12 protein-coding genes are annotated in these 13,288 nt (G+C 61.3%); 3 read left to right on the forward strand and 9 right to left on the reverse strand.

The annotated features are described in order from the left end of the window. Nucleotides 1–109 precede the first annotated feature (109 nt). The 7 genes from gmk to fabD form a co-directional block, all read right to left on the reverse strand. Entirely contained in the window at nucleotides 110–778 is a 669-nt protein-coding gene (gene gmk, locus ACP7E6_RS21995) for a guanylate kinase (RefSeq protein WP_426231848.1), read from the reverse strand. A 2-nt stretch (nucleotides 779–780) separates the two neighbouring features. Beyond that, entirely contained in the window at nucleotides 781–1,668 is an 888-nt protein-coding gene (locus tag ACP7E6_RS22000) for a YicC/YloC family endoribonuclease (RefSeq protein WP_426231849.1), read from the reverse strand. A 156-nt stretch (nucleotides 1,669–1,824) separates the two neighbouring features. Beyond that, nucleotides 1,825–3,003, reverse strand: a complete 1,179-nt coding sequence (mltG, locus tag ACP7E6_RS22005; protein ID WP_426231850.1) for an endolytic transglycosylase MltG — start codon at nucleotides 3,001–3,003, stop codon at nucleotides 1,825–1,827. A 308-nt stretch (nucleotides 3,004–3,311) separates the two neighbouring features. Continuing rightward, a complete protein-coding gene (fabF, locus tag ACP7E6_RS22010) occupies nucleotides 3,312–4,571 on the reverse strand; it encodes a beta-ketoacyl-ACP synthase II (RefSeq protein WP_426231851.1) in 1,260 nt (419 codons plus the stop codon). A 221-nt stretch (nucleotides 4,572–4,792) separates the two neighbouring features. Further along, on the reverse strand, nucleotides 4,793–5,029 hold the full coding sequence (locus ACP7E6_RS22015; RefSeq protein WP_018327362.1) for an acyl carrier protein: 237 nt from the start codon (nucleotides 5,027–5,029) through the stop codon (nucleotides 4,793–4,795). Between the two features lie 324 nt (nucleotides 5,030–5,353). Continuing rightward, on the reverse strand, nucleotides 5,354–6,091 hold the full coding sequence (gene fabG / locus ACP7E6_RS22020; RefSeq protein WP_426231852.1) for a 3-oxoacyl-[acyl-carrier-protein] reductase: 738 nt from the start codon (nucleotides 6,089–6,091) through the stop codon (nucleotides 5,354–5,356). Between the two features lie 102 nt (nucleotides 6,092–6,193). Then, nucleotides 6,194–7,138 carry an ACP S-malonyltransferase gene (fabD, locus tag ACP7E6_RS22025; protein WP_426231853.1) on the reverse strand — a complete coding sequence of 315 codons (945 nt, stop codon included), beginning with the start codon at nucleotides 7,136–7,138 and terminating at the stop codon, nucleotides 6,194–6,196. Nucleotides 7,139–7,368: 230 nt separating this feature from the next. Here fabD and ACP7E6_RS22030 point away from each other — a divergent pair, with 230 nt between their 5' ends. Then, nucleotides 7,369–8,412, forward strand: a complete 1,044-nt coding sequence (locus tag ACP7E6_RS22030) for an aldo/keto reductase (protein ID WP_426231854.1) — start codon at nucleotides 7,369–7,371, stop codon at nucleotides 8,410–8,412. A gap of 35 nt (nucleotides 8,413–8,447) precedes the next feature. Here ACP7E6_RS22030 and ACP7E6_RS22035 read toward each other — a convergent pair whose 3' ends face one another. Together ACP7E6_RS22035 and ACP7E6_RS22040 are read right to left on the reverse strand one after the other, a co-directional pair. After that, nucleotides 8,448–9,908 (reverse strand): DUF1254 domain-containing protein, encoded by a 1,461-nt coding sequence (locus ACP7E6_RS22035; RefSeq protein WP_426231855.1) that lies wholly within the window; start codon nucleotides 9,906–9,908, stop codon nucleotides 8,448–8,450. A gap of 29 nt (nucleotides 9,909–9,937) precedes the next feature. Next, nucleotides 9,938–11,344 carry a DUF1254 domain-containing protein gene (locus tag ACP7E6_RS22040; RefSeq protein WP_426231856.1) on the reverse strand — a complete coding sequence of 469 codons (1,407 nt, stop codon included), beginning with the start codon at nucleotides 11,342–11,344 and terminating at the stop codon, nucleotides 9,938–9,940. Nucleotides 11,345–12,474: 1,130 nt separating this feature from the next. Between ACP7E6_RS22040 and rpsF the strand changes: the two genes are divergently transcribed. Together rpsF and rpsR are read left to right on the forward strand one after the other, a co-directional pair. Then, nucleotides 12,475–12,936 (forward strand): 30S ribosomal protein S6, encoded by a 462-nt coding sequence (rpsF, locus tag ACP7E6_RS22045; RefSeq protein WP_113246009.1) that lies wholly within the window; start codon nucleotides 12,475–12,477, stop codon nucleotides 12,934–12,936. 11 nt (nucleotides 12,937–12,947) lie between these two features. Next, nucleotides 12,948–13,196, forward strand: coding sequence for a 30S ribosomal protein S18 (gene rpsR / locus ACP7E6_RS22050; protein WP_037107250.1), 249 nt, complete (start codon nucleotides 12,948–12,950; stop codon nucleotides 13,194–13,196). The last annotated feature ends 92 nt before the right edge of the window (nucleotides 13,197–13,288 follow it).

Consider the following 13,288-nt stretch of genomic DNA (forward strand, 5'->3'; position numbering starts at 1 on the left):
TGAGCCTGCCGCCCCCTCATCCGGCCCTACGGGCCACCTTCTCCCCGCTGGGGAGAAGGGAGAGGATACTGCACGTTCCCCTCAAATGACGGCTCGGCCATCAGCTTGATCAAGCGATCTTCGGCGTTTCCGTCAGAAGCCCGTTGACGAATTCGAACAGGCCGGGGCGGCGGTCGCGGCGCAGGCGTTCGGCTTCGACGATGGCCTGGACGGAGGCAAAGGCGCTGTCGAGGTCCTCGTTGACGACGATATAGTCGTATTCCAGCCAGTGCTCGATCTCGGAGCGCGAATTGGCCAGCCGCGTGGCGATGACCTCTTCGGTATCCTCGGCGCGGCGGTGCAGGCGCGACTGCAATTCGGCCATGGTCGGCGGCAGGATGAAGATCGAGACGACATCGCCGCCCATCTTTTCCTGCAGCTGCTGGGCGCCCTGCCAGTCGATATCGAACAGCATGTCCTGCCCTTCCGACATCGCGGCCTCGACGGCGTCGCGCGGCGTGCCATAGAAATTGCCGTGCACCTCGGCCCATTCCAACAGGGCGTCGGTCTGGCGAAGCCCCTCGAACTCGCGGATCGACTTGAAGAAATAATGCCGTCCATCGATCTCGCTCGGACGCCGCTTGCGCGTCGTCACGCTGACCGAAATGCTCATGTGCGGGTCGGATTCGAGCAGGTTGCGCGCAATCGTCGATTTGCCGGCGCCCGAAGGCGACGAGATCACCAGCATGAGGCCGCGGCGCTGAATGGCTTTGACAGAGGTTTGGCTCGCGGGGCTCATGGTCACTCCAGATTTTGGACCTGTTCACGGAACTGGTCGATAACGACCTTCAGTTCGATACCGGCGGCGGTCACGGCAGCGGTATTCGACTTGGAACAGATGGTATTTGATTCGCGGTTAAATTCCTGGGAAAGGAAATCGAGTTTGCGGCCGACGGGCCCACCTTTTTTCAAAAGGTCGCGGGCAGCCGTCACATGGGTGCGCAGGCGGTCGATCTCCTCGCGGATATCGGCCTTGGCCGCCAGCATCGCCACCTCGGCATACAGGCGATCCGGATCGACCTTCGAGCCGCCGTCCATCACCAAGGCGATCTGGCTGGCAAGGCGGGCGGTGATCGCGGCAACGCTGCGCGACGGATCGGCATCGATCTCGCCGGTCAGCATCTCGATCCTGTCGATCTGCTCCAGAAGCACGCGGTAGAGCGCCACGCCCTCCCCTTCGCGCATCGATGTCATATCGGCAAGTGCCTGCCGCAGCCCGGAGAGGATATCGCCGTCGCGCGCAACGCGCTCGCCTTCCTGTTCCTCCGGCTCGCGGAAATCGACGATGCCGCGAATGGACAGCAGCGTGTCGAGACGCAGCGGTGACGGATCGATGACATCGCGCAACTGCTCGCGCAGCGACAGGACGGCGGAAAGGGCACCCTGGTTGATCACCGGCTCGACGCCGGTCTCGCTGGCGCTGACATTGAGATTGACCTGCATGTTGCCGCGCGAAAAGCATTCGCCGGCCAGCTTGCGGACTTCGGTCTCCAGATGCTCGGTGCCCGCCGGCAGGCGCAGGCGCAGATCCAGCCCCTTGCCGTTGACCGAGCGCAGTTCCCACGCCCAGCGGTAGCGTCCGCAAGTGCCTTCGCGGCGGGCAAATCCCGTCATGGATTGCAGCGGCATCGTCTTGTCCTCCGGCCCCGCCAGTGTCCGCGCGCAAAACAGGCGAAGAGGATGCGGAACGTTGAATTGATCATGAATGTGTACGGCCCCGGTACGGTCAACCGCAAGGGTCAAGCGTACCGGAGCCGTGTCATCCACAAGCCTGATGGGGTCGACTTATTCCGCTGCCGGTGCCGTCTCGGCCGCTTTCGCGGCAGCGGCCTTTTCAGCCTCGATCTTGCGCCAGCGGCGGACATTGTTGTTGTGCTCGTCGAGCGTGGCGGCAAACACATGCCCGCCGGTGCCGTCTGCGACGAAATAGAGATCCGACGTACGCGACGGGTTGGAAACCGCTTCAAGCGCTGCCCGGCCCGGATTGGCGATCGGCGTCGGCGGCAGGCCCTTGATCAGGTAGGTGTTGTAGGGCGTGTCCTTCTCCAGGTCCGACTTCAGGATCGGCCGGTCGGCCGGTTTGCCGTCGCCGCCGAAGATGCCGTAGATGATCGTCGGATCGGACTGCAAGCGCATGCCCTTTTCCAGCCGATTGATGAAGACGGACGCGACGCGCGACCGTTCGTCGGCAATGCCGGTTTCTTTTTCGACGATCGAGGCAAGGGTGACGAATTCGTCACGGCTGGCGATCGGCAGGTCCGGATCGCGCCGGTCCCAGATCTGATCGACCAGCTGTTTTTGCGCCGCCGCCATCTGCGCGACGATTTCCGCACGCTTGGTGCCGCGCGAGAATTTGTAGGTATCCGGACGAAGCGTGCCCTCTGCCGGCACCTGCGCCGGCAGGTCGCCTTCCAGAACCGGATCGCTGCTCAACCTGGCAAACATCTGCTTGACCGTCAGGCCTTCCGGCAGCGACACCGAGTAGAGGATGGACTTGCCCGATTTCAGCAGCTGCATGATCTCCTGCATCGAGGAGCCGGCCTTGATCTCGTATTCGCCGGCCTTCAGCGTATCATTGTCCTCGAGATAGGCTTCCGACATGAAACGGAAGACGCGGCCGTCGGAGACGATATTGTTGCGCTCGAGGCTGCTGGCGATCTCCTGGATGCCGGCGCCGTTGCGCACGATGAAATTGGTATTGGCGGTCAGCGGACCTTTGTCCTCATAGGCGGACATCGCATAATACACCGTCCCGGCCGCAGCGATGGTCAGGCAGACGATCACCGTCATCAGGAAATTCAGAAAGATAACGACCTGGCTTTTTGCCTTGCGCGACCGCCTGGGCGGCTGCGGCACTTTTTCCGGACGAAGAGCTTCGCTCGCCGATTTCGGGATGATCGGGCCGTTGTTGCCCGCCTCGTTGCGGCCGAAAGGCGCTGCGTTGTTTTCGTTTGCGTCGCTCACTGGTGTCCTGGGTCTGGAATTCGCGTCATGCACGTCTCCATCCCTGATGCGAACTCCAGAAGAGAAACAGGAATGAGAATCACCTTGTCACGATTACAGCGACGTTAAGCGCCTGGCCTTGTGTCAGCATGGCCAGAAAGCCATGGACTGACGATATCGGCTCAATCGCAATCGTCCATATGCCATGTTTGAACCGAGCAATGCGGCAAAAGCACGATAGCGGGAGAATTATCGTGTTTGCGGGGCCACGCCGGCCCCTGACGGCGTTGACGAACGGGCCGCCATCCAGCAGGCCCGTCACGTCCGGATCAGGCGTAGCGGCGCAGAACCAGCGAGGCGTTGGTGCCGCCGAAGCCGAACGAGTTCGACACCGCGACATTGATCTCGCGCTTGCGCGCCACATGCGGCACCAGGTCGATCTCGGTTTCGACCGAGGGGTTATCCAGGTTGAGCGTCGGCGGCGCGACATTGTCGCGGATCGCCAGCGCGCAGAAAATCGCCTCGACGGCACCGGCAGCACCGAGCAGGTGGCCGATCGCCGACTTGGTCGAAGACATCGAGACCTTGCCTGCATGCGCGCCCATGACGCGCTCGACCGCACCGAGCTCGATCGTGTCGGCCATGGTCGAGGTTCCATGGGCGTTGACATAATCGACCTCGGATGCCGGCAGCCCGGCGCGCTTCAGGGCCATCTGCATGCAGCGATATGCACCGTCGCCATCTTCGGCCGGAGCGGTGATGTGGTAGGCGTCGCCGGACAGGCCGTAGCCGACCACTTCGGCATAGATCTTGGCGCCACGCGCCTTGGCATGTTCGAGCTCTTCCAGCACGACGATACCGGCGCCCTCGCCCATGACGAAACCGTCGCGATCCTTGTCGTAGGGGCGCGATGCCTTGGTCGGGTCGTCGTTGTGCTGGGTGGACAGCGCCTTGCAGGCGGCAAAGCCGGCCAGCGCGATGCGCGAAATCGGCGATTCCGTACCGCCGGCGACCATTACGTCGGCATCGCCCATGATGATGAAGCGCGCCGCATCGCCGATGGCGTGGGCGCCTGTCGAACAGGCGGTGACGACGGAATGATTGGGGCCGCGCAGCTTGTGGCGGATCGACACCTGGCCGGAGGCAAGGTTGATCAGGCGGCCTGGAATGAAGAAGGGAGACACCCGGCGCGGGCCGCGGTCCCGCAGCGTGATGCCGCCTTCGACGATGCCTTCGAGACCGCCGATGCCCGAGCCGATCATCACGCCGGTGGCGATCTGGTCTTCGTCGGTCTTCGGATGCCAGCCGGCATCGGCAAGCGCCATGTCGGCGGCGGCCATCGCATAGATGATGAAACTGTCGACCTTGCGCTGCTCCTTCAGTTCCATCCAGTTGTCGGGATTGAAGGTGCCATTGCTGCCATCGCCGAACGGCAGGCGGCAGGCGATCTTTGCAGGCAGGTCTTCGACTTCGAATTCGGTGACTTTGCGGGCGGCATTGTCGCCGGCGATGAGCCGCGACCAGGATATCTCAGTTCCGCAGCCCAAGGGAGATACCATGCCGGTACCGGTGATAACGACACGTCTCATGCCCGTGATCCATCCTGCCTGTTCGTTCCAGAACCGGACCGGACCCTTGCGCAAAAAACCGGATCCGTACATCCTTTTCCGTGATGCTTTACTGCGTGATCTCAGGGACGGAAGCCATCAGGCTTTCCTTGACCACGCCTTTCGCTCCCGTAATGGGGAGCCGGTCCCTTGCAGGGACGAAGGGCGGGCCGCGAGGCGGCCCGCCGCAACACGGCCTGATATCAGGCCTGTGCCTTTTCGATGAACTTGACGGCGTCGCCGACCGTCAGGATCGAATCCGCTGCATCGTCGGGAATTTCGACGCCGAACTCTTCTTCGAATGCCATGACCAATTCGACGGTGTCGAGCGAGTCAGCGCCCAGATCGTCGATAAAGCTTGCGCCTTCCGAAACCTTTTCGGCATCGACGCCAAGATGATCAATAACAATTTTCTTTACGCGTTCTGCTACGTCGCTCATGTCGGATTCCTCGACCTTTGTTTTTCTCAACGATGCCGTTCTGACATCGGTACCCTATTAACGCCTGGTAGATCAAGACGATCCGCCCGGCAATTCGTTCAATCGGAAGCGGGCAAACCACGCCGGCCGAAGCCATCGTATACCGCATATCTTCCGATCGACTGCGCACAGCCATGGCCCGCTTAACACGGTTTAAGTCTGCCGCAAAGTCCGAAAATCGCCGGGAATGGCTTGGTCAACATGCAATTCCCGGTATTTCGCCCCCACGTCTGCGATTGATGCGAAAACGCGGCGGCACAGGCCTTTGACGGCCCGTACCAGGGATCATATCATCGCCATGCCACCGTTGACGTGGAGGGTCTGGCCGGTGACGTAACCGGCCTCATTCGAAGCCAGATAAGCGACGGCAGACGCCACTTCGCCGCCTGTGCCCATCCGCTTCATCGGGATGGCGCCCATGATGGCGTCCTTCTGCTTGTCGTTCAGCTTGCCGGTCATCGCACTTTCGATGAAGCCGGGCGCGACGCAGTTGACCGTGACGTTGCGGGTGGCGATTTCCTGGGCGAGCGACTTGGAAAAGCCGATCATGCCGGCCTTGGCGGCACAGTAATTGGCCTGGCCCGGATTGCCGGTGACGCCGACGATCGAGGTGATGTTGATGATGCGGCCATGGCGGCGGCGCATCATCGGATGGGTCAGCTCGCGGGTCAGCCGGAAGACCGAGGTCAGGTTGACTTCGATAACAACATCCCAGTCCGCGTCGCTCATGCGAACGAACAGGCCGTCCTTGGTGATGCCGGCATTGTTGACGAGGATATCGACACCACCGAGTTCACTTTCCGCCTTTTCGCCGAGCGCCTTGACGGCATCGCGGTCGGCCAGGTTTGCCGGGAACAGGTGAACGCGCTCGCCAAGCGAATTGGCCAGCTCTTCCAGCTTTTCGACGCGGGTGCCGTGCAGGCCGACGATAGCGCCCTGCGCGTGCAGGATGCGGGCAATCTCTTCGCCGATGCCGCCGGATGCGCCGGTAACGAGGGCCTTGCGGCCAGACAGATCGAACATGGTTGGTTTCCTCTTTTTAGAGCGAATAGCGAATAGGGAGTAGCGAATAGGAAGAGAAAATACGCGTCAGCTTTCTATTCGCTATTCGCTATTCGCCTCAGTTCAAGCGAGCAAAGTCTGAATCGCCGCGTCGATGTCGGCGGGAGAATTGACGGCAATGCCGGTAACTGTCTTGTCGATGCGGCGCGCAAGACCGGTCAGCACCTTGCCGGAACCGATCTCGTACAGCGTCGTCACGTCATGGGCTGCAAACCACTCGACGGTTTCGCGCCAACGGACCTGACCGGTGACCTGCTCGACCAGAAGCGTGGCGATCTCGCCGGCATCGGTCACCGGGGCCGCGCGCACATTGGCGATCAGCGGCACGGCCGGATCGTGCTTGGAAACAATTGCTAGCGCCGCGCGCATGGCATCGGCTGCAGGCGCCATCAGCGTCGAATGGAAGGGAGCGGAGACCGGCAAAAGGATGGCGCGCTTGGCGCCCTTTTCCGTGGCCAAAGCCGCGGCCTTTTCGACCGCTGCCTTCTCGCCGGATATCACCAGCTGGCCGCCGCCATTGTCATTGGCGATCTGGCAGGAGCCGATCTCGCCGACGCCATCACAGATAGCCTGCACATCGCGGTGCTCGAGCCCGATGATCGCCGCCATCGCGCCTTTACCAACAGGAACTGCCGCCTGCATGGCATTGCCGCGAATGCGCAACAGCCGGGCCGTGTCTGCCAGAGAAAACGTGCCGGCGGCACAGAGCGCGGAATATTCGCCGAGCGAATGGCCGGCGACATAGGAAACCTTGGATTTCAGGTCGAGCCCCTTGGCTTCCAGGACCCTGAGAGCCGCGATCGACACGGCCATCAGCGCCGGCTGGGCGTTGGCCGTCAGCGTCAGCGTTTCTTCCGGGCCGTTCCACATGATGTCGGAGAGCTTTTCGCCGAGCGCGTCATCGACTTCGGCAAAGACGGCAGCTGCTTCGGGAAAAGCATCGGCCAGGTCCTTGCCCATGCCGAGCGCCTGGCTGCCCTGTCCTGGAAATGTAAATGCAATTGCCATGAGGTTTTTCCTCGTCATGCGCGGTCGAGCCGCGCCGTTTCATTCCAACTCGTTGCCGGCAAACATATGGCAGGCAGAGGCTTTTTCCTCTCCATTCACATTCCTGGCGCGCGAGTCAAGCTTTTGAGGCTCAAAGGCCGCTCCTGTGCACGGCAACCGCTTTTCTCTTGCGCCGCAGCAAACAGCCTCTACATTCGCCGCCGAACAAGTTTTGAGGCACGTTGAGCACCATGAAATACAACACACTCGGCCGCACCGGCATCACGGTTTCGGAAATCTGCCTGGGCACCATGACATGGGGCACGCAGAACAGCGAGGCGGAGGCGCATGAGCAGATGGATTATGCCGTCAGCCAGGGCGTCAACTTCTTCGACACCGCCGAACTCTACCCCGTCACCCCGGCCGGTCCCGAAACCATGGGCCTGACCGAGGACTATATCGGCACTTGGCTGAAGAAGAGCGGCAAGCGCAACGAGATCGTCGTCGCCACCAAGGTCGCCGGCCCCGGCCGCCCCTATATTCGCAATGGCACGCCGGCCAGCCCGAAAACCATGCGCGAGGCGCTGGAGACCAGCCTGAAGCGCCTGCAGACCGATCATGTCGATCTCTACCAGATGCACTGGCCGAACCGCGGCCACTATCATTTCCGCCAGGCCTGGACCTACGATCCCTCGCATCAGGACACATCAGCGACGCTCGAAGACCTCGCCGCCGTCGTCGAAACGCTCGGTGCCTTCGTCAAGGAAGGCAAGGTCCGCGCCATCGGCCTGTCCAACGATACCGCCTGGGGCACGATGAAGATGCTGGCGCTTGCCGAAAAACTTGGGAGCCCCCGCATCGCCTCGCTGCAGAACGAGTACAATTTCCTCTACCGCGCCTTCGATCTCGACCTTGCCGAAGTCAGCCACCACGAGAATGTCGGCCTGCTGGCCTATTCGCCGCTGGCTGCCGGTCTGCTCTCCGGCAAATACCTGAACGGCGCCAATCCTGAAGGATCGCGCCTGTCGATCAACGGCGACCTTGGCGGCCGCTACACCGAGTACCAGGAGCCCGCGGTCCAGGCCTACGCAGACCTTGCCCGCGAACACGGTCTCGACCTCGCCCAGATGCAGCTCGCCTTCAGCCTCACCCGCCCCTTCATGACCGCAGTGATCATCGGCGCCACCAGCATGGAACAACTGAAGACCAATATCGGCGCAAAAGATTTGGTGCTGCCGGCCGACGTGCTGAAGGGCATTGCCAAGCTGCACAAGATCTATCCGGCACCGATCTGAGGGGCCGCTTTTCGCAAACCGCCCCCCGATGACGTTCATCCCCGCCGCTCGATATCGGGCAACGTCCAGCTCTTGTCGAAGAAGTGTTCCGTCGGGCCGTACCAGCGGAAATAGGCGAACCATCCCCGGCCGGGGATGGTCTTGACCCAGTTGCCGCCGCCCCTGGGAGACTTGGGGCCGAAATGAATATCCGCGGAGCCGTCCGCATTGAGCTTCAGCTTGTCCTGGCTGGAGACGCCCGCCGTCATCGTGTCGGTCTTCACCATGGACCGGGTCAGGACGTCGTAGACCGTCACCGCCCAGAATTCCTTGGCCGGCACATTGGCGGGAACATGCAAGGTGTAGTTCTTTTCCCCTTGCAGCCATGCGCCATCCTTGTCCCTTGCAGCGCTCATATACTGGGAGCCCGCCCCGACGATCTGCTTCACCATGCCTTCAGCGACGGTTATGGCTTCAAAAGTGTAGTCGGTCCGCTCGTCGAGCTGGCTGTAGTTTGCCGTCTCCTGGGTCGGGTCGAGGGTCAGGACCCACTCCCAGTGCGTACCGGGATAGGACGAGGCATTGTCCAGACGCGGCGCCATGCTGATCGTCTGCGCCATCAGAAAGCCGACCTGGGCTGCATCGGTCAGGATCTTCTTCTGCCGGGCGTCAGGCTTGAACGGCTTGCCTTTTTCGATGCCGAGCGGCTTCAGCATGGCGTGAAAAAACCGGTCCCGCTCATCCACTGTCTCTCGGTCGAGAACATCGGCAAGAAACTGCCAATATTCGAAACCTCTGGGAGCGACGGAATTCAGCGGACGCTCGCCCGCACGAACGACGCGCGTTTCGGGCGGATTTCCGGCCTTTGAAAGCGGATAAGCCTTGATGCCCGTCAACGTGTTGACCGCCGACTTGATATCGCCATCCTTGACGAAGGCCCGGCCGATGAAAATCACCTGGTTCGTCTTCGACTGCGCAGTCAGATACCCGTCTGGAACGGTGCCGGTATAGCCCGGAGGCAGAAGCAGGAATTTTCCGCCTTTGCCCTTGTCGGGGCCAAACGGTCCCACTTCGACGACGGGCCGCTGCCAGAAGTCGTCGATAACCCCATAGACACCCAACGGAGAGTCGATAACGACCGGGCCATCGCGTTGCAGATCGGCAAACACCGCTGCATAGATCGTGGTGTTGTTGCCGGTCAGGGCGATGACGGCCGGCGTGGTGTAGCCATCGACAAGGCCGACTTCGTTGTAGTCGACGCCCCAGTCACGCTTGTTGGCCCGCCTGATGGCTTCCAAGGCCACGATCGGCGTTGCCCAGATATAGGCCTGCGAGGCGCGCTGGAAATCCATCTCGTCATAGATCTTCTTGACGGAGCTGGCGCTGGGATAGCCGCCCTGAAGCTCGATCCGTCCGATATGGGTTTCAACGCGCCCGCTCAGAACGTCCTTGGCTGACACTGGTGTCGTGGTGGCAAGCGCCGCGAAAACGGCTGCGGAAAGAAATCTTCTCTGCATATGCCTTCTCCCTAACATTGCGTCTCAGGCTATTTTTTGACCCGTTCGATGTCGGGCAGGACCCATGCCTTGTCGAACAAGGCCTTGGTCGGTGCGTAGAACCGGAACATCACCTCGAAATCGCGCTTCGGATCGGTCGGTATCCAGTTCACGTCCTTGCCGTGCGGGGCTTTCGGCCCGAGGAAAAGATCGACCGAACCGTCAGGATTTTTCATCAGGTCCGCTATCTGCGACGAGCGGCTGGCGCGCTTCATGTTGCGGATCAGCGCATGGGTCTGGCGGTCATAGGCGGTCAGCGACCAGTATTGTTCGACCGGCACGTTGGCCGGTACCTTGAGCCGGTAGGTCATTGCTCCGTCGAAGTCCTTGCCGTCCTTGTCCTTGATCGAGATCAGGTAGAACTGGCCGGTTCCCAGACGCTTCAGCCCGACGAAAGCATAACTATACGCGACGGCACGCAGATCGACGGGATAGGTGTCCGGTTCGTTGTAGGACGCCTGCGCACTCTTCACCAGCTCGGGATTTCCGGCATAGTTCCACCTGCTGGCTTCATAAAAGGGAAGCAGGCCCGTGTCATATGCCGTTTCCAGCCATTCACGGCCCTCGCGGATTCCAGCCTCAAGCTGCTTTCCGACCGCAGCTGTCGGATTGAACGGTTTGCCCTTTTCAATACCCAGAGACTTGAGCTGGTTGATCATGACTCGGTCGCGGGACAACCACGGCTCGGTCTGAACGATCCTGTTCAACGATTCGAAGAAGCTGGCATCGTAGCGGATGGTGGAATCGAAAATCACGTCCTTGGCATCGGTGAAAACTGTCTCCGGAGGACTAGCCGCCTGTGAAAGCGGGTAAACCTTCAGCCGTTTCGCATACGCGACCGATTTGGCGATGTCGGCTTCGCTATGACTTGACAGATTCGACCTCAGCAGAGCGTATCCCCCGAACGTATCCGACCTGAGCGGGATATAGCCTTCAGGAACGGCGTCCGTGTAGCCGGGAGGAAGGACGAGATATTTGCCGCCTTTCCCCTGGTCGGCGCCGGACGGCCCGGCATCTTCAAGCGCCATCTGCCAGACAGTGACGATGTTGCCGTTGATCGAGCCGCCGTCCGCAGGCGGCACTTCAATGACGATGGGCCCGGCCTCCTTCGTGTTGGTGAAGGTCATCAGATAGATCGCATCCGGATTGGGCGTCAGCGTCTGATTGTGCCAATCGAGAGGGCGCGACCAATAGACGATCTGGTTGACCTTGCCCTTCGTCTTGGCAAGCATTTCCTGCAGCATCAGATCGTAGTTGACGGCAGGGATACCCCAGATCGCGGCTTCGACAGCACGCCGCTCGATAGTGCGGCCAGCCAGTTCCTGAGGCGTGAAAGCCGAAGCGGCCGTCGAAATCATCGCCGTGGCGATCGCGGTGGCGAGGAACATCCGTCTCATGGCAGGTACTCCTGTGGGTGCCGATCCACCGGAGCACTTTGCCACCAGACGGGGAAGTACGTTACGGTTACAATGGCTGCAACAGGCGGCGCAGCCGGGTCCGGAGCATCATCTTGCGCCAGAATCATCCCCGCAAATCCCCGCCCTCAAAACCCGTGCGATACTTCTTCCCGTCCCACCACGGATACACCGGAAAGCGTTGCCGGCGAGATGGGGCCGGTGCCCGGATGGTTTGGCGAAACGCGCGCGAAATCCCCGGGGCTGCGTGAAAGGCGGTTCTCCTCCGGTTCGCGAAAGCGGACCGGGCGTGCCGGGTGGTCACACCGTCTTCGGACGGTCCAGGGCTAAACCCCGCCGCATTGAAAAGCCCAGCGGATAAGCGGCCGGGCTGGGGCATTGGAGGCTTTCCTGTCAGAGAGGAAAGCGCAGAAGAACCTGAGAAGCGCGGCAAAAGACACTGAACGGGGCGCCGGAAGGCGTCATATAAATTACTTAGTCATCGGCACTTTCCAGCGCCCCGGCCAATTAAGCATCAGCAAAACCACGGCGGATTTTCCGGGCGTGGCCATAGGCCGTTGAAGCTGCCGCGAACTCCCTCTTCTCCCTGCCGGGGAGAAGAGGGAAATTCACCTCCCCCTTGAGGGGGGAGGTCGCGACGCAGTCGCGGGTGGGGGTGACCACCGCGAGCACAACAGACAATTGCCTATGCCGCAAATCACCCCACCCCGGAGCTTCGCTCCGACCCTCCCCTCGAGGGGAGGGTAAAACAGCAGGAGAACCCCTCCCGACCCGGAGCCTGCCCATCCGGCCACCCTCCCCGCAAGGGGGGGGAGGGAAAGACCGGGCAAACCTCACCTGCCCCCTAATTTCCCTCCGCCCCTTGCTTCCTGCCCGAAAATGCGTATAAGCGCGCTGTTCGCAACACCCGGTCTTCTGGCTGGTGGCTGAACGGAGGGCCGGTTTCCCTTAAGAGACCTGTCAGGACCTATAGGGGTCCAGCCTCCCGTGTCTCCGCTCTCGACCGTCTCGAAACAACACTTTCTTGCCGGCTGCTTGCAGCCACTTGAACAGTCGTTGAGGCTTAGCCGCCGATTTCCGGGTGACGATTAACGCAAGAAAGGCAAAGCCTCATGGCTCTTTATGAACATGTATTCCTTGCCCGGCAGGATATTTCCGCACAGCAGGTCGACGCTCTCGTCGAACAGTACAAGGGTGTACTGGAAGCTAATGGCGGAAAAGTCGGGCGCGTCGAAAACTGGGGCCTCAAGTCCCTGACCTACCGCATCAACAAGAACCGCAAGGCTCACTACGTTCTGATGGACATCGATGCTCCGGCACCGGCCGTTCACGAGATCGAGCGCCAGATGCGCATCAACGAAGACATTCTTCGCTACATGACCATCGCTGTCGAGAAGCACGAAGACGGCCCGTCCGCCATGACGCAGAAGCGTGATCGCGACGACCGTCCGCGCCGCGATGGCGACCGTCCTGACCGTGGTGGCTTCGGCGACCGTGGCCCGCGTCCGCCGCGCGAAGGTGGCTTCGGCGACCGTGAAGACCGTCCGCGCCGTCCGCGCGAAGACCGGGCATAAGGAGAGACATTATGGCTGATACATTATCCGCTCCGGCACGCCGCCCGTTCCATCGCCGCCGCAAGACCTGCCCTTTCTCCGGCGCCAACGCTCCGAAGATCGACTACAAGGACATCCGTCTGCTGCAGCGCTACATTTCCGAGCGCGGCAAGATCGTTCCTTCGCGTATCACGGCAGTGTCCCAGAAGAAGCAGCGCGAACTGGCCCAGGCCATCAAGCGCGCCCGCTTCCTCGGCCTCCTGCCTTACGTCATGTCCTAAGACTTGACGATCCGTTAGGTCTCTGACCCGACGGACACTGACTCAAGGTGAGGCGAACAGCCGATGGCGTCGCCTCACCTTCTCCCTTCCGC

This window comes from Pararhizobium sp. DWP3-4 (assembly GCF_049898205.1).
Taxonomy (GTDB): domain Bacteria; phylum Pseudomonadota; class Alphaproteobacteria; order Rhizobiales; family Rhizobiaceae; genus Pararhizobium.